Origin of the sequence: Bacillus sp. SA1-12 (assembly GCF_000981385.1) — a bacterium.
In the GTDB taxonomy this organism is placed as follows: domain Bacteria; phylum Bacillota; class Bacilli; order Bacillales; family Bacillaceae; genus Metabacillus.
In genome coordinates this window covers 44,179-66,646 of sequence record NZ_LATZ01000128.1, presented here as the reverse complement: position 1 = coordinate 66,646, position 22,468 = coordinate 44,179, and the positions used below count along the sequence as shown (strand labels likewise).

22 protein-coding genes are annotated in these 22,468 nt (G+C 36.7%); 9 read left to right on the top strand and 13 right to left on the bottom strand.

Going from position 1 to position 22,468, the window contains the following annotated elements; translation table 11 throughout:
* Positions 1-362: 362 nt before the first annotated feature.
* The 4 genes from WQ54_RS24560 (at position 363) to ahpF (ending at position 5,498) form a co-directional block, all read left to right on the top strand.
* A complete protein-coding gene (locus tag WQ54_RS24560) occupies positions 363-1,667 on the top strand; it encodes an NAD(P)/FAD-dependent oxidoreductase (RefSeq protein ID WP_231597641.1) in 1,305 nt (434 codons plus the stop codon).
* Complete coding sequence (locus WQ54_RS24555; protein ID WP_046588260.1) at positions 1,651-2,520, top strand: RNA polymerase sigma-70 factor; 870 nt, start codon at positions 1,651-1,653, stop codon at positions 2,518-2,520. Before WQ54_RS24560 ends, WQ54_RS24555 begins: the two co-directional genes overlap by 17 nt.
* Positions 2,521-3,390: 870 nt before the next feature.
* The gene (ahpC, locus tag WQ54_RS24550) at positions 3,391-3,954 is read left to right on the top strand and encodes an alkyl hydroperoxide reductase subunit C (protein ID WP_046588256.1); all 564 of its coding nucleotides are present in this window, start codon (positions 3,391-3,393) and stop codon (positions 3,952-3,954) included.
* Between the two features lie 14 nt (positions 3,955-3,968).
* Positions 3,969-5,498, top strand: coding sequence for an alkyl hydroperoxide reductase subunit F (ahpF, locus tag WQ54_RS24545; RefSeq protein ID WP_046588254.1), 1,530 nt, complete (start codon positions 3,969-3,971; stop codon positions 5,496-5,498).
* 208 nt (positions 5,499-5,706) lie between these two features.
* Here the strand turns inward: ahpF and WQ54_RS34415 are convergent, their stop codons facing one another.
* The gene (locus WQ54_RS34415; RefSeq protein ID WP_046588253.1) at positions 5,707-5,832 is read right to left on the bottom strand and encodes a helix-turn-helix transcriptional regulator; all 126 of its coding nucleotides are present in this window, start codon (positions 5,830-5,832) and stop codon (positions 5,707-5,709) included.
* Between the two features lie 234 nt (positions 5,833-6,066).
* Here WQ54_RS34415 and WQ54_RS24535 point away from each other — a divergent pair, with 234 nt between their 5' ends.
* Both WQ54_RS24535 and WQ54_RS24530 read left to right on the top strand, forming a co-directional pair.
* On the top strand, positions 6,067-6,771 hold the full coding sequence (locus WQ54_RS24535) for a DUF421 domain-containing protein (RefSeq protein ID WP_046588251.1): 705 nt from the start codon (positions 6,067-6,069) through the stop codon (positions 6,769-6,771).
* A 328-nt stretch (positions 6,772-7,099) separates the two neighbouring features.
* Positions 7,100-7,699, top strand: coding sequence for a hypothetical protein (locus tag WQ54_RS24530; RefSeq protein WP_046588249.1), 600 nt, complete (start codon positions 7,100-7,102; stop codon positions 7,697-7,699).
* A 111-nt stretch (positions 7,700-7,810) separates the two neighbouring features.
* Here the strand turns inward: WQ54_RS24530 and WQ54_RS34935 are convergent, their stop codons facing one another.
* The 3 genes from WQ54_RS34935 to WQ54_RS24515 all read right to left on the bottom strand — a co-directional run bounded on the left by WQ54_RS34935 (position 7,811) and on the right by WQ54_RS24515 (position 11,482).
* Positions 7,811-8,344 (bottom strand): GGDEF domain-containing protein, encoded by a 534-nt coding sequence (locus WQ54_RS34935; RefSeq protein WP_269431592.1) that lies wholly within the window; start codon positions 8,342-8,344, stop codon positions 7,811-7,813.
* Between the two features lie 784 nt (positions 8,345-9,128).
* Positions 9,129-10,628 carry a malate:quinone oxidoreductase gene (locus WQ54_RS24520; protein WP_046588247.1) on the bottom strand — a complete coding sequence of 500 codons (1,500 nt, stop codon included), beginning with the start codon at positions 10,626-10,628 and terminating at the stop codon, positions 9,129-9,131.
* 287 nt (positions 10,629-10,915) lie between these two features.
* Complete coding sequence (locus WQ54_RS24515; RefSeq protein WP_046588245.1) at positions 10,916-11,482, bottom strand: TetR/AcrR family transcriptional regulator; 567 nt, start codon at positions 11,480-11,482, stop codon at positions 10,916-10,918.
* 446 nt (positions 11,483-11,928) lie between these two features.
* On the opposite strand from WQ54_RS24515, the gene WQ54_RS24510 reads away from it, so the two are divergent.
* Positions 11,929-12,687: an SDR family oxidoreductase gene (locus tag WQ54_RS24510; RefSeq protein ID WP_046588243.1), complete on the top strand. Its 759-nt coding sequence runs from the start codon at positions 11,929-11,931 to the stop codon at positions 12,685-12,687.
* 96 nt (positions 12,688-12,783) lie between these two features.
* Here WQ54_RS24510 and WQ54_RS24505 read toward each other — a convergent pair whose 3' ends face one another.
* From WQ54_RS24505 to WQ54_RS24490, 4 genes are all read right to left on the bottom strand, one after another.
* Positions 12,784-13,272 (bottom strand): methylated-DNA--[protein]-cysteine S-methyltransferase, encoded by a 489-nt coding sequence (locus WQ54_RS24505; protein WP_046588241.1) that lies wholly within the window; start codon positions 13,270-13,272, stop codon positions 12,784-12,786.
* On the bottom strand, positions 13,265-14,173 hold the full coding sequence (locus WQ54_RS24500; protein ID WP_046588240.1) for a DNA-3-methyladenine glycosylase: 909 nt from the start codon (positions 14,171-14,173) through the stop codon (positions 13,265-13,267). Before WQ54_RS24500 ends, WQ54_RS24505 begins: the two co-directional genes overlap by 8 nt.
* On the bottom strand, positions 14,170-14,745 hold the full coding sequence (locus WQ54_RS24495; RefSeq protein ID WP_046588238.1) for a bifunctional transcriptional activator/DNA repair enzyme AdaA: 576 nt from the start codon (positions 14,743-14,745) through the stop codon (positions 14,170-14,172). Before WQ54_RS24495 ends, WQ54_RS24500 begins: the two co-directional genes overlap by 4 nt.
* Positions 14,746-15,063: 318 nt before the next feature.
* Entirely contained in the window at positions 15,064-15,648 is a 585-nt protein-coding gene (locus WQ54_RS24490; RefSeq protein ID WP_046588236.1) for an NAD(P)H-dependent oxidoreductase, read from the bottom strand.
* Between the two features lie 115 nt (positions 15,649-15,763).
* On the opposite strand from WQ54_RS24490, the gene WQ54_RS24485 reads away from it, so the two are divergent.
* Positions 15,764-16,195 carry a MarR family winged helix-turn-helix transcriptional regulator gene (locus tag WQ54_RS24485; RefSeq protein WP_046588234.1) on the top strand — a complete coding sequence of 144 codons (432 nt, stop codon included), beginning with the start codon at positions 15,764-15,766 and terminating at the stop codon, positions 16,193-16,195.
* 147 nt (positions 16,196-16,342) lie between these two features.
* On the opposite strand, the gene WQ54_RS24480 is transcribed toward WQ54_RS24485, so the two are convergent.
* Entirely contained in the window at positions 16,343-17,734 is a 1,392-nt protein-coding gene (locus tag WQ54_RS24480; RefSeq protein WP_046588233.1) for an amino acid permease, read from the bottom strand.
* A 447-nt stretch (positions 17,735-18,181) separates the two neighbouring features.
* Here WQ54_RS24480 and WQ54_RS24475 point away from each other — a divergent pair, with 447 nt between their 5' ends.
* Positions 18,182-19,114, top strand: a complete 933-nt coding sequence (locus tag WQ54_RS24475; protein ID WP_046588232.1) for a GNAT family N-acetyltransferase — start codon at positions 18,182-18,184, stop codon at positions 19,112-19,114.
* A gap of 126 nt (positions 19,115-19,240) precedes the next feature.
* Here the strand turns inward: WQ54_RS24475 and rlmH are convergent, their stop codons facing one another.
* The 4 genes from rlmH to WQ54_RS24460 form a co-directional block, all read right to left on the bottom strand.
* Positions 19,241-19,720, bottom strand: coding sequence for a 23S rRNA (pseudouridine(1915)-N(3))-methyltransferase RlmH (rlmH, locus tag WQ54_RS24470; RefSeq protein ID WP_046588231.1), 480 nt, complete (start codon positions 19,718-19,720; stop codon positions 19,241-19,243).
* Positions 19,721-19,789: 69 nt separating this feature from the next.
* Positions 19,790-19,945, bottom strand: a complete 156-nt coding sequence (locus tag WQ54_RS33045) for a CxxH/CxxC protein (RefSeq protein ID WP_084822312.1) — start codon at positions 19,943-19,945, stop codon at positions 19,790-19,792.
* Between the two features lie 140 nt (positions 19,946-20,085).
* Positions 20,086-21,318, bottom strand: coding sequence for a S1C family serine protease (locus WQ54_RS24465; RefSeq protein WP_046588230.1), 1,233 nt, complete (start codon positions 21,316-21,318; stop codon positions 20,086-20,088).
* Between the two features lie 335 nt (positions 21,319-21,653).
* Entirely contained in the window at positions 21,654-22,448 is a 795-nt protein-coding gene (locus tag WQ54_RS24460) for an MBL fold metallo-hydrolase (RefSeq protein ID WP_046588228.1), read from the bottom strand.
* Between the last annotated feature and the right edge of the window lie 20 nt (positions 22,449-22,468).

Below are 22,468 nucleotides of genomic sequence, written 5' to 3'. Positions count from 1 at the left end.
CAAGGCTAGATATGAAATTCCGTCTAAATCTAATTACCTTGATTGTACCATAAGCCTGCACCACATACCGCCATAACAAATTCCACCTATTTCTTTGTCACAATTATACGCGCTGTTTCGTCATGAGTTATGAAAAGGGGAAATGCATGCAGATTAGATCCAATGAATGAAAGTCTCCACTCTCAGCGCTTCTATGCTGGGTTTCTAAGGTGTTATCCATTTGACAAGAATATTATTTCCCCAAAAATACAACTCAATGTTGGTTTGCCCTAAAGGTGCGAGACTCCTGGATCATCAGATAAAGATAAGCACCTGCAGCGGAAATTAGGTTAACTGAGTCAAAAATAAATATTGGAGGTTAAATGATGACTCAAAAATGGGATGTTATCATAATCGGAGGCGGATTAGCAGGTTTTACGGCAGCTAATTACTTGGCAAAAAAAGATTTATCTGTATTACTGCTTGAAAAGGACAATACAGTTGGCGGGAGAGCGAAAACAAACAGGATCAAAGGCAAGTATTTTAATTTAGGACCACATGCCTTGTATAATAAAGGAAAAGCCATGTCCATTCTCGAAGAACTTGATATTAACCTGTATGGAAATTCACCTTCATTAGCTGGTATTTTAATAGAAAACGATATCGAATACACCGCACCTTTTCATTTTTTCTCAGCCATGTCAACCAACTTACTCAATTGGAAGGAAAGGATCGAATGGGCTGCAGTTTTGACAAAAACAACTCATCTTAATACCGATCTATTAGCCGAGCACACCTTCGAGCAATGGGTTAAGGAAATGACAAATTCTAAAAAGGTACAGTCACTCCTTTTCGTTCTAGGCAGACTTGTGTCGTACTGCCATGCACCCGAGCAGACAAGTGCAAAAATAATTGTCGCCAATTTAAAAAGTGCGCTTGGCGGAGTCCGCTACATTGACGGAGGCTGGCAAACGATAATTGACCAGCTGCATAATAAAGCGGTGATTTCAGGAATTCAAGTTCAATCAAATACTGTTGTTAAACAACTCATCCCTATCGAACACGAACAGATTCTAGTAAACTGCTCAAACGGAGATGAAATATATGGGAAGTATGTCATATCTACAGTTGGCCCTCAAGAATTAGTTGCCATGCTTGGCGACAAAATCAATCCTCAACAAAAGTCATTTCTTTCAAGTATAAAGACTGTAAAAGGGGCAACATTTGATATCTCTTTGACTCACCTTCCTAATACAAAACGATTGTTTGCAATGGATATGGAGCACCCCTACTACTATTCTGTTCATTCAAATTATGCAAAGTTATCTGATGATGGAAAAGGCGTGGTTCTTCATGTCTTCAAATATCACCATCCCGACCACCCTATTGAGGCAATAGAAGTAAAGCACGAACTTGAACAATTTTTAAATAAGTTGCAGCCAGGCTGGCAACAGTGTGTAATTTCCAGTCGGTTCATGCCTCAAATAACCGTTAATCAACGCTTACCTCGTATCGGAGATGAGCAAAAGCTGAGCCGGTATAATTCAGCAACTCCTGGATTATATATAGCTGGAGACTGGGCCTCACCTGAACACATATTGGCAGATGGAGCTGTTAGCAGCGGCAAGCAAGCAGCGGAAGATATTATCTTAAACACAAGGAGGAAAGACCTTGCAAATTACAAATGAGGATTACCAACAGCTTAAACCACTCTTGTTTTCATTAGGTTACCGCATGTTAGGATCGGCTGCGGAGACCGAAGATCTTGTTCAAGAAACCTTTTTAAAGGCCTATCAGATAGATGAATACAGCATTGAAAATAAAAAAGCCTTTCTTTGCAAAATGATGACAAACCGTTGCCTTGATGTCCTAAAATCAGCCCGATACAAACGCGAACAATACGTTGGACCATGGAATCCAGAACCTCTTATGCTAGATCAATCAGCAGATCCGTCCGAACATTTTTTGCAAAAGGAAGGATTAAGCATTGCGTATTTACGAATGATGGAGCATTTAACGCCTGATGAACGAGCTGTTCTCCTTTTAAGAGAAGTATTTGATTTCTCGTATTCAGAGATTGCAGAAACAATTGAAAAAAAAGAAGAGAACTGCCGAAAAATCTATAGTCGGGCGAAACATAAAATATCCAGAGTAGAAGATGAATGCTTAAACTACGAAAAGAACAAGTCAATAGTTAATCTGTTTATCCAGGCATTTCAAAGGGGAAACATCGATGATTTATTAAATCTTATCTCAGAAAATATTATCTTATACTCTGATGGCGGCGGAAAAGTTAGAGCAGCTATTCGCCCAATCATTACCTCCTCAAATGTGACAGCCTTCTTATTTGGCATCATCAAAAAACATGCAACTAACTTTTCTTTTGAAGTAAAAAACGTCAATGGCCAGCCAGCAATTATCATTTATATGAATGAAAGAATTTATTGTATTGTTAGCTTTTATATTCTTGAGGGGGAAATCTACGAAATGTACATGACATTGAATCCTGAGAAGTTACCTGAGGGTGAAAGAAAGAAGTAGGATTTCTGTGTTGACTTTATTAAAAAAAGTAAGTGGCTGTCTCAAAAAAGGAAAGCACATTTTAGACAGCCACTTCTCATCAGTTATTATTTATTTTTTATTCTTTTAATTTCATTCAAATGAAATAACTCATTTAGTGTTTGCTGTGTTGCCCTGCCAGTTACAGATACTAAACCATCCTTTGAAATACGGATTTCAACCTTGTTCCCCGTTGTTAATCATTCATTTTCCAAGTGCTAGTAAGCATTTTGTAAGGGAATCTAATGAACTTTCTTTATATGACAACCAATGTTTTTACAGCTTACTGATAGTTGTTGAATAGGCTAGATAACCGTTCAACAAACACTAACTAATTAATTGAGAAATATTGAGATTAATTGAAAATGTAAGCTTCCCTTCTAGGATCTATGGCCTCAGTTAAAACTCCCCTTAATAATTAGTCTTACATTGGAATACATTCCCATTCATGATAGATCAGCAGATTCAAGTAATTATCAGTGCTTTTCAAAATATATCTGCGGAATTCAACTATACATCAGCGTTATCCAAAATATATCAGCGAAAATCAACATATTATCAGCACTACTTCAATAATATCAACAAAAACCACCTATTTATCAGCGAATCTCCTATAAATTTGTGAAAAAAACTATTTATCAGTGTTGCTACCTATACACCCCTCCTCTAAATTCATCAACTCAAAACTTAATCCTTGACAAAATAATAAGATTTATATAATAATAGCTTTTGTATTAGAATTATTTTAAATAACTAATTATAATTAAAAACAAATTATAATTATTAATTGTTAGGAATCGCATTAACGATTTTTCCTAACATACTCAAAATTTATACCAGGAGGAATTTATTATGTCTTTAATCGGAAAAGAAGTATTACCATTCAAAGCGCAAGCTTATCATAACGGAGATTTTATTCAAGTTTCTGATGAAAACTTTAAAGGAAAATGGAGTGTTGTTTGCTTTTATCCAGCAGACTTTACATTCGTTTGTCCTACTGAGCTTGAGGACCTTCAAAATCAATATGCAACCTTAAAAGAACTTGGAGTTGAAGTATACTCTGTTTCTACAGATACTCATTTTACACATAAAGCGTGGCATGATCACTCAGAAGCAATTGGAAAAATTGAGTACATCATGATTGGTGACCCTTCACAAAAAATCTCTCGCAACTTCGACGTTTTAAACGAAGAAGAAGGTCTTGCTGATCGCGGTACTTTCATTATCGATCCAGACGGTATTGTTCAAGCAGTTGAAATTAATGCGGACGGAATCGGCCGTGATGCAAGCACACTTGTTAACAAAATTAAAGCAGCACAATATGTACGTAACAATCCAGGTGAAGTTTGTCCAGCAAAATGGCAAGAAGGTTCTGCTACATTAAAGCCAAGTCTTGATCTTGTAGGGAAAATTTAAGGAGAACGAGATTCATGATACTTGAAGCAGATATTAAAGCACAACTAGCCCAATATCTTGAAATGATGGAAGGTGACGTGCTGCTAAAAGTTAATGCAGGCTCCGATGACGTTTCTCGAGACATGCTGGCTTTAGTTGATGAACTAGCTACTATGTCACCAAGAATTAAAGTAGAAAACACAGAATTGCCTAAAACACCAAGCTTTAGTGTAAATCGCATCGGCGAAGACACTGGGGTAACTTTTGCTGGTATCCCTCTTGGACACGAATTTACTTCACTTGTGCTGGCTTTACTGCAGGTGAGCGGAAGAGCTCCCAAGGTTGAACAAAAGGTCATTGACCAAATTAAAAGTATTAAAGGTGAATATCACTTTGAATCCTACATCAGCCTAAGCTGCCACAACTGCCCTGATGTTGTACAAGCTCTAAACTTAATGAGTATTCTGAACTCAGGCATTACTCATACCATGATTGATGGCGCAGCATTTAAAGATGAGGTTGAAAACAAAGGTATCATGGCAGTACCAACCGTATTTCTAAATGGAGAATCATTCGGCAGCGGCCGTATGTCACTGGAGGAAATCCTGGCTAAAGTAGGCAGTATTCCAGATGCATCAGAATTTGCTGATAAGGATCCATTTGATGTACTTGTTGTTGGCGGAGGTCCAGCAGGTGCAAGTGCAGCTATCTATGCAGCTCGTAAAGGCATCCGTACAGGGATTGTAGCTGAACGCTTTGGCGGCCAAGTTATGGACACGCTGGGTATTGAAAACTTTATCGGTACGAAATATACAGAAGGTCCAAAACTCGCTGCAAGTCTTGAAGAACATGTGAAAGAGTACGACATAGATGTCATGAACTTACAGCGTGCCAAACGCTTAGAAAAGAGTGACCTCATTGAAATTGAATTAGAAAACGGTGCTGTTCTTAAGAGTAAAACCGTCATTCTTTCAACAGGTGCTCGTTGGCGTAATGTTGGTGTACCTGGCGAAGCTGAATTTAAGAATAAAGGTGTAGCATACTGCCCTCACTGTGATGGTCCATTGTTTGCTGGAAAACACGTAGCCGTTATTGGCGGTGGTAATTCTGGTATTGAAGCGGCAATTGATCTCGCAGGAATTGTGAAGCATGTTACAGTTCTTGAATTTATGCCAGAGCTTAAAGCAGATTCTGTCTTGCAAGACCGTCTTTACAGTCTTCCAAATGTAACAGTAATCAAGAATGCTCAAACAAAAGAAATTACCGGCACCGACAAAGTTAACGGTATTTCCTATATTGACCGTGATACAGAAGTAGAACATCATATTGAATTACAAGGTGTCTTTGTTCAGATCGGTCTCGTACCAAATACAGATTGGTTAGGAGATACTGTTGAACGTACGAGAATGGGTGAGATTGTTGTAGATAATCATGGAGCAACAAACATCCCTGGAGTGTTTGCTGCAGGAGACTGCACGAATAGCCCTTATAAACAAATCATTATTTCAATGGGATCAGGCGCTAATGCATCCCTTGGTGCATTTGACTATCTCATCCGAAATTAATCGATAAATGGCAGAAAGTCACTTTGCTATCTGACTGGTAGTTAAGTGACTTTCTTTTTTAAGTTTAAAGCAATTAAGAGAGGAAATCCTGATCCCTTTTACATATGTACTCTTTAATAATACGTGTTTCCTAGTCCTCTTTATACTTTTCTTTAATAGCACCGGAACCGATACCTCCGCCAATCATTAAAATTAAAGGGCCAAAATTCTAAAAAAAACGACCATTCTCCCACTTTGAAACTGACTGTCTGCTAACAAAAAGTTTTTTGGCTAGTTCTTCTTGAGACCAGCCTTTCTCTTTTCTCCCCTTTTTTAATTTCTCTGCAAAATTCATTCTGGGATTCACCTTCCTCCTGTTTCTACTCCATTATTGTTAAAACATATATTAAATGTAAAGATAGCAATAGTTACAAGACACGCAACCTTAGGTTACCCTATCAAAAAACCTTCATTTATCAGCATTTACTTTAATGTCCTTTCTCTTAAAAATTTATCATTGATTGTTGGTTATTAAGAAAAGAAATTGGAAAACTAAAGATGATTTATGGAGACAAAGGATGTGTTTTACATGGATTTTTTCCACGGCCAAGCATCACTTACTACATTAGAATGGGTCCTGCGAGCTGCCGTTTCATTTTTCTTTTTAGTTATTATTGCGAAGGTGTTAGGCCAGAGAGCAATTTCCCAATTAAGACTTCTTGATTTCGTCATTGCATTAGTTATTGGCAACATTATCGCTCATCCTTTATCAGATGAAGAACTTGGGTTAAAAGGGTCTGTCATCACTACTATGGTTTTGGTGATTTTATACCTGGCAAGCATATTTTCAATTCTAAAATGGCCTTTGATTCGAAACTGGGTAAATCATAAACCGATCAAACTCATTCAAAACGGTGAAATTCATTATAAAGGATTACTCCATGCCAGAATATCTATTGATGTTTTGTTAGAAGAATTACGAAAAGAAAAAATAGAGGATATCCAAAAGGTAGCCTTAGCATTTTGGGAGGCAGAGGGAAAAATATCCATTTTTTTAGACCCAAAATATTTGCCTGTCACAGCAGAAATGTTACAAATAAAAACGAATGCTTTCCATTTGCCAAAGACAATCATTATGGATGGAAAAATTATTAAAAAAGAGTTAAACGAAGCTCAGAAGGATGAAAGATGGCTGGTTACCAATTTAGAGAGCTTATATCAGACCGAGGTAAAAAATGTTCTGCTGGCGACAATTGACAACAACGACAAATTGAACGTGTTTTTATATAAATAAAAAATTGAGGTATCATTTTCCCGATCATATAGAAGAAAATACACCTCAATTTTTTTAGTTTTTGCTAACCTATCTTACTTTAAAAGCAGAAACTGTTTTTGACTTTTTCGCTGTATAGGCAAACTGCTTTAATACTTTTTTGTCGACTCCCTCTAGACTATTTTTCTTGCCTTTCCTTTTAGTAGACATCTTACTCTCCCATCCTATTCCATTTTTTCTACTAGTTTATACAAAAACTTATTAGTTTAAACGTTCTATCATTACTCTCTCTCGAATAGACTAGCAATATAACAAATTGATAGAACCATTTAGAAAGTAGGGAATGATAATGAGTAAGACCTCTTCTAATCAACATTTATATGCGATATATGAAGAAGAACTTCATGAGCTGACATATCATCCTAAAGGACTTTTGGACAAATTCATTCATACTGTATCAAGAAGGTTTTCTTCCAACACTGACTTAACCTACACAATTTCTGTTCCTGCTTCAGAATTTCTTAGAGGTGAGTTATTTTGTGAGGACATTTCCGAGGCAATCAATAAACCGTTTACCCAAACTAATCTGATCAGCATTCTTCTTGATGATTTTCTGTATCAGGCGAACAATCGTAAGAATTTTTATGGTTTATTCAGAGAGTTACATTCAAGAATACCGCATCCCATCAAAGTCTATCATTATAGAGGAGAACAAGAAGTACTTCACATTCATAGAAAGATTCAAGGAGAAAAAAGGATAGACTGTACAATTAAACGAAAAAAAGCGCTAAGGCTAGAAGTCATTTTAAGTGATTTAGCAACTATAGAACCTGATATAACATTCAGTGTAAAAGATCTCATCCAAGTATTATATAGCTGTTTTATCGAAAAATATAAAAATGGCACCTTAACAAAGGAGTTAGAAAACATCGTAAAAAGACTAGCTTAATAGATAAAAAATAAAAGTAAATTTGTTGAATGTAAAAGAGGGCCACAACCTTTGGTAGTGACCCTCTTTTTGACCTAGGAAACGCTATTGCATTGTCATCATCTTTTCATGTTAAACAGTAACTTCATATAACTCTTTATAGACACGGACTTGATTACGTCCTCCTCGTTTGGCTGAATATAAAGAGTGATCCGCATCATTTAGAAGTTGGTAGAGAGTTTCTCCAGCCTCTCTTGCTGCTTCAGCCACGCCAAGGCTTAACGTAACAGAAATAACTCCCTCATCCGTAATAAGAGGCTGTGACTCAATATGCTTGCGCACCTGATTGGCCAGCGCTTCTCCTTCCGAAGCTGTACACCCTTTCATGGAAAGGACAAACTCTTCTCCACCATACCGTGCAAACAGCATGCCTTCCTTCCGTTGCGTTTGGCAAGCCTTTGCGACATGTACAAGCAATTGATCACCAACATTATGACCATAGGTATCATTCACTCTTTTAAAATAATCAACGTCAATTAATATAACCGTAAATGGCAATGAATCTCTCTTTGCTTCAGCCAAATCCTTTTCAGATTGCTCAAAAAATGCACGGCGATTATAAATTTGTGTCAGCTCATCATAATAAGCTTGGTGCTCTAATTTTATCTGCAGCCTTTTTAGCTCTGTAATATCAGTAAAAATAACTAATAAACCTTTGCTATTTTAATCATGTTGTAACTGAGAGGTACGAACCTGATAAATACGCCCAGCATGACCGGTATTCAGCTGTAATTCCTCATTGAAGGCTGCCTTATCTAAATGAAAGGGAAATGAATCTCCCGATAGTAAAAACCAAACCTTATCAAAGTTAGAAAATGAAGAATTTTGCAATTTTTGTATAGTTGTGGCGCTTTAAATATACATATAAACATAAATACAAATTAAATACGTCTGATGTGCAAACAAGAGTAATATAAGCAGTTAATTGAGAAGTCACGTTTGAATCCCTCTATTAGTAAATGTTTTCGCTTAAATGTACCACATTCGAAAATAAATGTGGATGTTTATATGGAACAAATGATTGTTTTTGTTCCATATAATCTATCGGGTATGGAGATTGTTTCATATTAATCTCTTATTTATAGATACGGCTCTTTTCCATGTTAATTTCCGCCACAGACGCTCATCTAAAGCAGGTGATCCGATAACCTACTCAGCGCTCCATCCGGCTTAGGCCTCCCTTAACCTTTGCTCCCTCAGAGTCCCTCTTCAAAGAATAACCTAAATTTTAACATCCCCTTCTATTGCCTAATAACAACTAACTTACTAAAAAGCATAAAAAAGAACCTTCAATCAAGAGTTAGATCAAAGGTTCTCAGTTTTGTTTTCAATGATAATCTATTATATATGAACTTTTTCATTTACTACCTTTACCTCTATATTTAAATAATTAACTAAAGACTGGTTCTTTTTCGTTTAAACCAAGTGTTTGTGCTGTTGAAGTATGAATCTTTTGGAATAGTTCTGGGTTTTCTGCTAATGATACGCCGTAAGAAGGAATCATTTCCATAATTTTCGGTTGCCATTCCATCATACGTTCTGGGAAGCATTTTTCTAAGACCTCAAGCATAACATGAACAGCTGTAGAAGCACCCGGAGAAGCACCGAGTAATGCAGCTACTGAGCCATCAGCAGCACTGACTACTTCTGTACCAAACTGAAGTGTTCCTTTCCCTGCCTCAGTATCTTTAATAACTTGCACACGTTGGCCTGCTACTACTATACTCCAATCCTCACTTTTGGCTGTTGGAATAAATTCACGCAATTCTTCCATACGCTTTTCATTCGACAAAAGTACCTGCTGGATCAGATATTTTGTCAATGCCATCTCTTTTACACCTGCTGCTAACATAGTGAGGAGATTATTCGGTTTAATAGAACCTAGCAAATCAAAGTAGGATCCTGTTTTTAAGAACTTTGGTGAGAAACCGGCAAACGGTCCAAACAGCAATGATTTTTTGTTATCAATATATCTTGTATCAAGATGCGGAACAGACATTGGAGGAGCACCAACCTTCGCTTTACCGTACACTTTGGCATGATGCTGTTCTACAATCTCTGGATTATTGCAAACCATAAAGAGTCCGCTTACTGGGAAGCCCCCAATATGTTTTGACTCAGGAATACCGGTTTTTTGCAGTAAAGGCAGACTTCCGCCCCCGCCGCCGATAAAGACAAATTTAGCAGTATGATTTTCAGTAATACCGCTATCAATATTATGAACTTTCAATTCCCACAAGCCTTCGCTAGTACGTTTAATATCTTTCACACTATGTTTATAGTTGATCTCAACGTTTTTACTCTTTAAGTGGTTAAATATCATACGTGTTAAAGCACCAAAATTGACATCAGTCCCGGAGTCAATTTTTGTTGCTGCAATCGGTTCATTCGATGTACGGCCTTCCATGATAAGCGGAATCCATTCCTTCAGTTTTTTAGAATCATCAGAGAACTCCATCCCTTGAAATAAAGGATTGTTTGATAACGCTTCAAATCGTTTTTTCAAGAAAGCTACATTTTTTTCACCTTGTACTAGACTCATATGAGGCAGTGGCATAATAAAGTTTTGCGGATTACGGATCAAATTTCTGTTTACTAAATAAGACCAAAATTGTCTTGAAAGCTGAAATTGTTCATTAATTTTAATCGCTTTACTAATATCTATAGATCCGTCAGCTTTTTCAGAAGTATAGTTAAGCTCGCAAAGCGCTGCGTGGCCCGTCCCTGCATTATTCCACTCATTTGAGCTTTCTTCTCCCGGTGTTGCAAGTTTCTCAAACACTTTGATTTCCCATTCTGGTGCTAATTCTTTTAATAATGATCCCAAAGTCGCGCTCATGACTCCGGCACCAATTAAAATAACGTCTGTTTTATTCTGTATGTTGCTCATTGTACCCTTCCTTATCCCCTATATTTGTAAAAAAGAGTCGGCGCTCCTGCTTAGGTGTCACCAAAAGCAAAGCGGCACCTAGATACATACCTTCCCTGTCTCAATAAAAAACCACATCATATCTATTATAATGATTTATCCATTAAAATTTCTACTATTATCTGATAATTATAAACTATTTAGGGCTTGTAAAAAAGTGAGAAGTCTTTCCACCAAAGCTTTCGGAACAAAAGACTAGGGACAAACCTTCATTTTTTTGCCTTGTTTTTCGGTTATTAATGTACCTTTTAAGTGTTTATTTTCATATTTAAAATTTGAACGAGTTGATTATTTAAATAGCTTGCATGATAAGAAAAATCATTTTTGTACCAATCTATAATGATGCCTATAATGGCATTCGCTTGATAGGCACAAAAAAGCTCAGGATTGATTCCGTCTTTAAGGGAGGATTCTTTATCTTGAAGTAATAAATGGCGTATTTCCTCGAATAATAAATAATAGTACATTAGCGGTACTTTTTTTGAAAAAACAATACGATAAAAAGGTTTATATTTTTCAATATGATGAAAAATACGAATGGTTGAAGAGTCTAACTTGCTTATTTTTAATACCGATGCATATCGATAAGGTTCTTGATAAGAGCGAGTCAAATCTGCAGTAATTTCTTTAAAGTACTCCTCAAATAAATCTTCAATTTGGCTATAATGCAAGTAAAACGTACCCCGATTTATTTTTGCCTTTCTGCAAATTTCCGATATTGAGATTTCTTCTAAAGCTTTTCCGTTTAGTAATTCCAACAATGCATGATGCAAAGCTTCTTTTGTTTTTACAATTCGCAAATCTGTGCGTGACATTTTTTCACCTCTTATTAAACACATTTCTTACTTTCTGTTAATTAATGAACAGATCTATTTATTTTGCTTATTGTAAGCGCTTCTCTATATTATTATAATTTTTATTAAACAACTGTACAATAACAAAGTACCAAACTCCTAGAACTGCCTCGGGCAACTAAAACGATTTTGAATAAAAGAAGTCCTTTGCCTTCAATTCAAAATTGGCTAGATCCTAGAGGGCCTAAGGCGCTGGCAGTCAAAAACTATGGCGTTAAGCGTACTGTCTGCACTTGCACACTTTGTTCTTCGGAGCTGGATGCCGAAGTGCTTGCCTACAGTTAAAGCATTTTATTATTTTCTGCTAAGCAATAAGTAAAGCGCAATACTTGATCAGTAGAGCTAGAATCAAAACAATGTTCAAAGATGTTATACTTTCTATTTTTAAATAAAGGAGGACATTTTGAATGAGATTAAAAGACAAAGTAGCGATTATCACTGGTGCTGCTTCAGGCATGGGGAAAGCAATTGCAGAAGGTTATGCTAAAGAAGGGGCAAAAGTTGTTGTATCAGACTTAAACATAGAGGGTGCTCGAACTGTAGCGGAGGAAATGAAAGCTTTAGGTGCAGAAGCCATTGCTATTCAAACAAACGTAACTTCCGAAAAAGATTTACATCAATTATTCTCTGAAACCATACAGGTTTTTGGGAAATTAGACATTCTTGTTAATAATGCAGGAATTATGGATGGGATGGAGCCTGTTGGTGAAATTTCAGACGAAAGATGGGAGAAAGTTTTTTCTGTCAATACAACAGCTGTAATGAAATCAATGCGTATTGCGGTAAACCGATTCTTAGAACAAGGTCACGGTACAATTGTCAATAACATTTCTGCTGGTGGATTATTCGGTGCACGTGCTGGTGCTGCTTACACTGCTTCTAAACATGCAGTTGTTGGTTTAACAAAAAACACTGCATTTATGTATGCTGACAAAAACATTCGTTGTAACGGTATTGCTCCTGGAGCAGTCATGACTAATATAGGTTCTTCAATGAAGAATATAAGTGAGTTTGGCGCAAGCCGCCAAGCATTAGGACTGAAGATTAATCCACGGGTAGGACAACCAGAAGAAATTGCACAGATGGCCATCTTTTTAGGATCAGACGAAGCAAGTTTTGTGAATGGACAAGTTATTGCTGTAGATGGCGGTTGGACAGCTTATTAATTAATAATTAAGACCACTGTTTAGTGGTCTTCTTTGTTATTAAAGGCGTTATGATCCGTGCTTATTTTTTAAATCCAAAAACGGTGCCTTAGAGCTCTACTTATGTTCCTTATTACAAGTTTTCTCATGCTGAAGAAGCCATTCCTTTCTCCATAAACCACCTGCATAACCCGTTAACTTTCCATTTGACCCGATAATTCGATGGCATGGAATTACAATACTTAACTTATTTTTACTATTTGCACTACCAACCGCTCTAATGGCTTTTTCATTCCCAATTGAAACAGCAATATCTTTATAGGATCCCGTTTCGGCGTAGGGTATACTTCTTAAAGCATTCCACACCGTTTTTTGAAAGTCTGTACCCTCAACGAGGTAGGGGACTGTAAAATTACTCCGCTCCCCTTTAAAATACTCATCAAGTTGATGAAGGCAATTCTCCAAGACATATGGAGTTTCATCTTGCACTGAATTTATTATGTGATCCCGTTCAGTAAACATAATCGAACTGATCGCTTCATCTGTACCGACAATTTCTAGAACACCAATGGGTGTTTTGTAATCCAATTTATGTAATTTACTCATATAAGGACCTCCATAGATAAAAGGTAGCATATGCTTGCCAACCTTCCCAGTGTATTGTCATCTCTTCAATTTCCTCAATTGTCGGTTTGCGTTCAAGCCCAAGTTGAATCTTTATTGCATTGTGGAGACCTACATCAGCAATTGGAAAAGCAGAAGAAAATTGTAAGCATTTCATCATGACATAGTCTGCCGTCCAAGCTCCGACACCTCTGATTGCCATTAAAGATTTATGAACTAGCTGATACTCTTGTTGTTTAAGCAAAGCTGCTTTGGTTAATTTGCCGCTTTCCATAGCTTTTGCAACGCCAATAATATATTCTGCCTTCCTTGAAGTAAACTGAAGCCTTTTTAAATCATCTATATCTAACATAGCTATTCGTTGAAATTCTGGGAATAACCAAAAGGTATGTCCATTGAAGGTAAGACTCTCCCCGAAATGTTCCACGAAACGTTTTTTTAATGTGTAAGCAAATGGCAAATTAATTTGTTGTCCAATAATCGCCCATGTTAAAGCTTCAAATAAATCTGGAATGCAAATAATTCGTAAACCGTAGTATTGCTGGACTATTTGTTGTAAAATTCTATCTTTACACGCCATTAAATAAAAGTTTTCCAACTCTTGATCCAGATCAAACCATTTCCATACATAGGCGGCCACTTTTTTTCGGGCACTTTTAGATGGGGCACTGATAGGGAATTCTACTTGAATCGAATTCTGGTTCCCCCCTATTTTTATTAAGAGCGTTTCTCCATTTATTTTTAACAGTTTATATACACTTTCTTCTCTAATCTGATGTAATACCTCTTGCTTTGATCTTCCTAAGAATACGAGGCACTCCTTAAAATTAAATTCCTTTGGCGGGAAAAGTTCAAGATATGACCCTTGATCAATCCATTTCATTGTTCTAACTCCTTATTAAGAAGAGCTCGATATTCACTAGGCGAGCAATTTTTCAGACGGCGAAATACTTTATAAAAATTTGAAGGACTTTGAAATCCAACCTCGTAGCAAATCTCAAGATTCGTTCGGTCTGTGCTTTTTAGAAGATGAACCGCCTTATCAACTCGTATTTTTTGCAAATATGTTCGAGGAGTTTCTGAAGTTTCCTGTTTAAATACCCGTTCTAGATAAAAGGAACTTACCCCAACATGATTTGCAATATCCTGTAATTCCAGCTTCTGTTTATAATGATTTACTAAAAAGGCAATCACATTTTTGACAAGCCCAATATGCGGAGAATGCTCAGATTTTGGCTGACATCTTTTGCAAGCACGATACCCAGCTTTTTCAACTTCATTTATGTCACAGAAGAATTCCACATTTATTTTTTTAGGCTTCCTAGATCTACAGGAAGGACGGCAATATATTTTTGTTGTTTTTACTGCCGTAAAAAATAATCCATCATATTTATGGTCACAAGCAAGGATTTTCTCCCACATTTCATCAAATGAAAGATTGATACTAGCTTCCATCAAACTCTCCGTCCTTCCTAATTAAGTTCATCCTAAATTTTTGTCATATTCATTGTGACTTATCTATGTTGTACCTCATTTTAGCAAGGAAAATGCACCCGCTTCGACCTCATTCTTGCTCTTATGGTCTATCGAGAGAATGATGAGGATCTATCGTTGCCCGTCTTTTAGAAAGAAAGCCCGGAGCTTCTTGTGCAGAGTTACGAATTTTAATAACATTTCCTAATTGCCTGGCTAGTTATCCCAAGGTCATACACCAACCAATTTTGGTATATAATATGATACGGTTCACTGTGACTTATCTAAACAGAGATCGAGTTATCCTAGTCTTTTAAAATAATGGTAAATCTTTTCTAGTTTTTTCATTTGTTTTCCTTTTGGACTTTCCATATTCCCAAATTCAAAGAACTTTACTTTCTTAATTCCTACAAAATTAAATAAAGCCCTTTTCATTAAAATTTTATGTGCATTATTCCACCATAGAAATGGATAGTGAGTTGGACCCTTCATGGTAGATATACATATAACCGACTTTCCTTTCAGTAGCCCTTCCGGAAAAAGTCCTTTCTTATCTTTATAAGCAAAATTGGAAGCAAATAATTGGTCTATATATCCCAAAAGCATCGCGGGTGGTCTTCCCCACCAAATAGGATAGATAAAAACAATCTTGTCAGCCCATGTAATTTGTTGTCTATATTTTTCAATATTGGGGTCATTATGCATATCACGTCTTCTCTTTTGCTCGTTAAACACTAAAATTGGGTTAAATCCCTCATCATATAAATCTAATACCTGTAACTCTTTTATAGTGGGATTCTGCTTACTCCCTTTAATGGCGTTTTGTAAAAATGAATAATTTAAACTATTATGATTGGGATATGTATAAATGATTAACATTTTCATAAGGCACCTCTTAATTATCATTTGATAACTAAATTGTAACACCCGAAATTTTAATTATCAATTGATAATTGTTTTTTGATAACTATTTTGTTATCTTGTCTATTGAGGTGAAAGAATGGATAAAAAAGAACTTTTTAATAAACTGGTATCATTTACAACTTCTGTTCATCGTGTAACAAATGAATTAACAAAAAATGCAAAGCCAAATTCAATCTCACAAGTTCAATATAACATTCTTGAATTTATAGCAGTTAGTCAGCCTGTGACTCCTAGTGAAATTAACGATTGTCAGAATATGTCTATGTCCAATACTAGTCGTGAGCTTAGCAAGTTAGCTGACAAAAAATTAATTGAAAAGATAAGTGATAGCCAAGACCGACGAAAACACTATATTCGTCTATCGGAAGAAGGGGAAGTTGTCATGAACGAAGCATTTGCTACAATTGAAACCAGGTTTCAAAATCGAATACAAAATGCCTCCAAAGAAAATTTAGAAGAAATTGAACGAGCAATCGATATTCTTCAGGAAAAATTATTTCATCCATAACAGTTAACTATCAAAAGCTTGAGGTTTCTAAAAAAATAAAATAGGGACCAAATGTCATAACTGTCCCTATTTATTGATTTTATATAATTTTACATTATTGATTTTTTTACTAACTATTACTTACTAGCCTTAATCAAACAGGGTGATTTATCCCTTAGTGATTCTATCATCTGTTTGAGCATCTACTGAAGCACGCTTGCCTATTCCAAAAGCGTAAAAACTAATGACAACGATACCTAGGAAAACAATCCCTGCAATTAGCGACATTCGTGTATCATCATTCATCCACATACCGATTAATACCATAATTAAAAAGAAAATTGTTAAGTAATTTGTTACCGGTGCAAAAGGCATTTTGAATGGGTGATTGTCCATTTCGGCTCCTTTTATTTTTCTGAATCGAATTTGACTAATCAAAATAACAAACCACGGGATCATACCAGGGAGTACACTTGCACTATATACATACACAAATAAATTTTCCGGTGCAATATAACTTAAAATAACGCCTATTGCTAAACCAACTAACACACCAATCGTACCGAATAAAGGCACACCATTATTTGATAGTTTCAAAAAGATTTTAGGTGCTTGTCCATTCATTGCCAATGTATAAAGCATACGCCCAGCACTATAAATACCACTATTACATCCTGACATTGCAGCTGTGATTACGACAAAGTTAATAATTCCAGCAGCTGCTGTAATACCAACTTTCGCAAAAGTTGCAACAAACGGACTGCCAATTGAATCTAATTGATCCCAAGGATAAACCGCTACTATAATGAAAATTGCACCAATATAGAAAATTAAAATACGCCAAATAATACTTTGAATCGCTTTAGGTAACGTTTCTTGCGGGTCCTTTGCTTCACCAGCTGTAATCCCAATCAGTTCTACACCTTGATAAGCTGCAATAACTAGTGATAGAGCAAAGAAGAACCCTGACCAGCCACCAGCAAAAAAGCCGCCATTATTCCAAAGGTTAGCTATTCCGATTGCATCTCCACCGTTGCCAAATCCGAAGAAAATTAGACCAATCCCTGCAACAATCATCAATACTATGGTAACGATTTTGATCATCGCAAACCAAAATTCAAATTCACCAAATGATTTAACAGAAATTAAGTTCGCTAGACCGAGTATTACCATTGCGATGATACCAGGTATCCAAGCAGGTAAATCTGGAAACCAGTACTTCATATATGTCCCAACTGCAATAATTTCTGCCATCCCAACAACAACCCATTGGAACCAGTTACTCCATGCAGTCATATAGCCTGCTAATGGATGAATGTACTTATGGCCAAAGGTCGCAAATGAACCGGTACTAGGCTCTACATACAACATTTCCCCCATTGCGCGCATAATGAAAAATATAAAAATCCCTGAGATTGCATAAGCGAGCAGGACTGACGGACCCGTCCATTGAATCGTGCTAGCAGAACCCATAAATAAACCAACACCAATTGTTCCCCCTAAAGCAATCATCTGAATATGACGTGCTTCCAAGCCTCTCTTCAATTCTTTGTTTGCCACTCCATTTCCTCCTCTTATACCATTAATAGACGCAGATATGATGATAGCGTCCTTTTTCAATCTATCTTAAAAGGCTTCCTCCTGGAATTATCCATTTCTTCTTTATTAAATATTTAAATACTATCTTATAATAATAAAGTTTTTTAAAAAACACAATTGTACTTCCTAGAAAAACACTTATTAATATCCAGATGTTTAAATCCATACATCGAAATTTAAATCATTTCTAAATTTTAATATAGTTTTTTCCATTCATTCGATAACAAAAGCAGCTAAACAGGCAGAGAGATGCTATGAAATAAGCCTGTGATAAATTTCACAAACAAATGCTATAATTGAAATAAAATAAACAAAGCCTTGTCACATATTCAAGAATGGATGGGTATAAATTAGAAAAAATACTTTATGATTAGGATTAATGACTGGAACAAAGGGAGAGAGAAATAGATGGAAAAACACGTGCAGAAGTTTATTATTAAGCATCCGACATTAGAAGATGCTCAAGCTGTTACTGATTTGGTGTCATTATGTGACATTGCGGAAATAGGTGAACCGGACATTACATTGTCAGATGTATTTGATATGTGGAATTCCATTCAAATAGAAACCGATGCATGGATTGCCCTTTCAGCCGCTAACCAATTGATTGGGTATGGTTTTGTTGAGGTAACAGGGGCAAACAGACTGGATACCTGTATATTTGTCCACCCTCAGTTTAAAAATCAAGGAATTGGTTCACTTTTACTAAAGAAAGTGGAGGAACGTGCAAATGTTCTAGTTAAAGGTAGAGACGGCGAGCAAAAGTTAATGAACCAACTACCTTATACCAATATTGATGCCAGAAATCTGGTTGAGGCAAGGGGATATCAATTCAGCAGGTTATTTGAACGAATGAAAATCGAGCTACAAGGAGCACCATACCAGCACCATTTACCAGAGGGAATAACGATACGTTCTTTTCAACCCGACCATGATGAAGAAACTCTATTTTCGATCTACGACGAAACATTCCGAGATGCATGGGGGTATTCCAAAAAAGATATAACAACATGGATTTCGCAAAAAAAGGGCGAAGGATACGATCCAAGCCTTTGGTTTATTGTATGGAAGAAATCTAAACCAGTAGGATTCCTAATGAGCAGAATGCAAGATGATGGATTATTCATTGATTTATTAGGTGTAAAACGTGAATATAGAAAACATGGAATAGGTAAGGCGCTGCTGCTTCATACATTTGGGCTAGCTTACAAACGTAATCAAAAAACAATCTTACTGTATGTAGACTCTGATAGTCTAACAAATGCTAACCGCTTATATCAACAAGTGGGAATGAGCGCCCATTCCCAAACAGCGGTTTATTTGAAGCAACTTACTTTTTAACCATTTTTATTACAAACCCCATAATTGTTAGATATATGGTGTAGTGCGAATAAGCCAAAAATAAGCAAGTTTTTAAACTTGTTTATTTTTGGTTTTTTGATTTTTCCTAGAAACTAAAAACCTCATTTACTTATGATACGGCTCCCCACGATTAATCCGAAACGCCCGATAAACCTGTTCCAGCAAAATCAGCCTCATCAACTGATGAGGAAAGGTCATTTTAGAAAATGAGAGAGTATCATTAGCTCGTTTAATAACTGCGGGGCTTAAGCCCAGAGAGCCGCCAATGACAAACGCAATTTTGCTTTTTCCGTATGTAGCGAGCTGATCGAGATCTTTTGCGAGCTGTTCTGATGATTTCATTTTCCCTTCGATCGCAAGGGCAATGACGTGGGTATCATCACTGATTTTAGTAAGAATGCGTTCTCCTTCTTTTTCCTTTACGATCTCAATTTCTGTTTCACTTAAGTTCTCTGGAGCTTTTTCATCAGGCAGTTCAATGACATCGACTTTTGCATAGGTTGAAAGGCGTTTTAAGTATTCATCAATTCCTTGCTTTAAGTACTTTTCTTTTAGCTTTCCAATTGTCACAATTGAGATATTCACACTGCTTCCCCATTTCAAACATAGTTATCCACAAAACTCTTTATTTTATCCACAATCGATAGTAGAAAATTAGTCTCCCACTATATATACTGCAGGGTTTTGGCATAATTCACAAGTTGTGGATAAGTTGCTATCCTTATCCATTTTTTTTATCTCAGGTGCTAATTCATTTTCATCTACGTACATATCAATCGCTAGTTCTATATGTTCTTCACAGCAATACATCCTGCTTCCTCCTTTATCCACATGTGGACATTCATAAATAGTTTTACCATGTTTTTAATTTATCCACAAACCTTGTTCTAACTGTCTTGGATGATTTATCCACAGTCTTTTTTGTTTTGTAAAAAAAGAGAGCTGAATTATCAGCTCCCTAACATATCTTGTTCGCCTAATCTCATTTTCCCAGTTTTCTTTTCTCCTTCACGATAATACGTGAACTCGACAGTCTCACCAATTTTTTGTTTATATAGAATTTTTCTTAGTTCAATAACGTCTTTTAGTTCTTCCCCAGCAAATTCAGTAATGACATCGAACTCTTGAAGACCCGCTTGAGCAGCAGGTGACATTGGAGCTACACTCATGACAACAATTCCTGTTGTAATATCCTCTGATAGCTTTAAAGTTTGCTGCTTATGGTAGGAAGAGATTTCATTCAATGATTGCATTGAAATCCCTATATAAGGGCGTCTGACCTCGCTGTATTTTTCAAGATCCTCGATAATCGGAATTGCATGGTTAGATGGAATCGCCAATCCTATTCCTTCGACAGCTTCTTGGGCAATTTTCATGGAATTGATTCCGATCACTTTTCCATCCATATTAATCAGTGCTCCGCCGCTGTTCCCTGGGTTAATAGCAGCATCTGTTTGTAAAACCTCTGCATTCCAATCCACCTGACCATCACCGTTCTCATCAATTGGAACTGCTCTTTCTGTACCCGAGATGATCCCTTGGGTAACTGAACCTGAGAATTGAAGCCCCAATGGATTTCCAATCGCAATTACCGGCTCCCCTGGTTTGACTTGATCAGAGTTTCCAAATTGTGCAACCTTTTTAATTTTATCGCTTTCTACACGAAGAACAGCTAAATCCGTTAACTCGTCACTGCCTAGAATCTCAGCGGGAATTCTCGTTCCATCGCTTAAACTGATTTCTACTTGTGTAGCTCCGGCAATAACATGGTGATTTGTCACAATAAAGGCATTTTTTCCTTCTTTTTTATAAATAACACCTGAACCTGTTCCAGCCTCTGCTTCTTCTGTTTGTCCGGACTCATTCCAAAAGCCGGCCTCCTGAAGATTGACAACTCCTACTACGGCATCTGATACTTCATTGACGATGTCAGTAATCGCCGTATTTACATTTACAGAAACATTTTTGACCGGTCCGGTTGATTCAGCAGTACCTTCCTGTTCGGTAACCTCACCGCCTAAATCCATATTATATGGTAAAAAATTTGATAAGGCTGGAAACGCAAATAGCATGATAAGCACACCGATAACGGCTCCAACCAAACCTGCTAAAAACCAGCCTCCGCGGTTTCCCTTTTGTTTTCTAGCATCATAGTTTTCATAATCTTGATCATAATAACCCACTACCTGTCACCATCCCTTTCTAATCTAAAAGCATGAATAGTGTTATATCTAATCAACATTATTCTCTAGTCTGCGTCATATTAACCATGATGTTTATGTTTCATGCTGAAAATGAGACAGAGAACACTAAGTAAAGCTCAAGGCACTAAGCCATTCAGCGACAAGCATAAGGATTGGAATAGAAGGTGAATCTTCTTCAATTCCGATTCGACTTAAACCTTGGCCGATGGCACCTGGAGCTATCCGCTAAAACTAAGTACAAATTTTTATACTTTCTTAGCTTTTTCATTCTATGTAGTACGCCTATCTTTTACAATAGACGCTAAAAACTCTTCCTAAATCGCTACAAGCGGTGTAGGGGTTATTGGATCTGTGTCATATAATTCAAACTGCTCGCCTGTAATAAAACCCTTGCTTGCTAATGTTTGCTGTACAGACATTCTTGCTAAATCCTTCATGTTGTTATCTTTACTTAAATGTGCTAAATAAATACGTTTTGTTGCATCGCCGATGACATCCATCATGGCAATAGCAGCATCTTCATTCGAAACATGGCCGACATCACTTAAAATGCGCCGTTTAATGCTCCACGGATAATGCCCCATTTGCAGCATGGAAACATCATGATTGCTTTCAAATACAAACGCATCCGCATTTTGGATAGTTCCTTTCATTTTGTCACTTACATAACCGGTATCTGTAATTAATGCAAGCTTTTTCCCTTCATGGTGAAAGGCAAAAAACATGGGTTCGGCTGCGTCATGTGAAACGCCGAATGATTCAATATCCAATGAACCAAAGGTTTTAACAGTGCCAGTATGAAAGACAAATTTTTGTTCTGTTGCAACCTCTCCGATTAAGCCATCCATCGCCTTCCATGTTTTTTCATTTGCATAAATAGGAAGCTTATATTTTCTTGCAAGGACACCAAGACCTTTTATATGATCACTATGTTCATGTGTGACTAAAATACCTGATAGCGTTTTGATATCTTTTCCGATCTGCTCAAATAAATGCTGCATTTGCTTTCCGCTTAAACCGGCATCCACTAAAAACGATTGATTTTCTGATTCAACATAGATGGCATTCCCCGTACTTCCGCTTGCAAGGACACTAAACTGCAAGCCCATAAGTATTCACTCCTCTTTTC

Coding starts and splice junctions, on each gene's coding strand:
- WQ54_RS24560 (WP_231597641.1), top strand. CDS start 363: ATGATGACTCAAAAATGGGATGTTATCATAATCGGAGGCGGATTAGCA.
- WQ54_RS33045 (WP_084822312.1), bottom strand. CDS start 19,945: ATGTATTGCTGTGAAGAACATATAGAACTAGCGATTGATATGTACGTA.
- WQ54_RS24505 (WP_046588241.1), bottom strand. CDS start 13,272: ATGAGTAAATTACATAAATTGGATTACAAAACACCCATTGGTGTTCTA.
- WQ54_RS34415 (WP_046588253.1), bottom strand. CDS start 5,832: ATGAATTTTGCAGAGAAATTAAAAAAGGGGAGAAAAGAGAAAGGCTGG.
- ahpF (WP_046588254.1), top strand. CDS start 3,969: ATGATACTTGAAGCAGATATTAAAGCACAACTAGCCCAATATCTTGAA.
- WQ54_RS24460 (WP_046588228.1), bottom strand. CDS start 22,448: ATGGGCTTGCAGTTTAGTGTCCTTGCAAGCGGAAGTACGGGGAATGCC.
- WQ54_RS24510 (WP_046588243.1), top strand. CDS start 11,929: ATGAGATTAAAAGACAAAGTAGCGATTATCACTGGTGCTGCTTCAGGC.
- WQ54_RS24485 (WP_046588234.1), top strand. CDS start 15,764: ATGGATAAAAAAGAACTTTTTAATAAACTGGTATCATTTACAACTTCT.
- WQ54_RS24515 (WP_046588245.1), bottom strand. CDS start 11,482: ATGTCACGCACAGATTTGCGAATTGTAAAAACAAAAGAAGCTTTGCAT.
- WQ54_RS24490 (WP_046588236.1), bottom strand. CDS start 15,648: ATGAAAATGTTAATCATTTATACATATCCCAATCATAATAGTTTAAAT.
- WQ54_RS24530 (WP_046588249.1), top strand. CDS start 7,100: ATGAGTAAGACCTCTTCTAATCAACATTTATATGCGATATATGAAGAA.
- WQ54_RS24475 (WP_046588232.1), top strand. CDS start 18,182: ATGGAAAAACACGTGCAGAAGTTTATTATTAAGCATCCGACATTAGAA.
- WQ54_RS24535 (WP_046588251.1), top strand. CDS start 6,067: ATGGATTTTTTCCACGGCCAAGCATCACTTACTACATTAGAATGGGTC.
- WQ54_RS24520 (WP_046588247.1), bottom strand. CDS start 10,628: ATGAGCAACATACAGAATAAAACAGACGTTATTTTAATTGGTGCCGGA.
- WQ54_RS24495 (WP_046588238.1), bottom strand. CDS start 14,745: ATGGAAGCTAGTATCAATCTTTCATTTGATGAAATGTGGGAGAAAATC.
- WQ54_RS24500 (WP_046588240.1), bottom strand. CDS start 14,173: ATGAAATGGATTGATCAAGGGTCATATCTTGAACTTTTCCCGCCAAAG.
- ahpC (WP_046588256.1), top strand. CDS start 3,391: ATGTCTTTAATCGGAAAAGAAGTATTACCATTCAAAGCGCAAGCTTAT.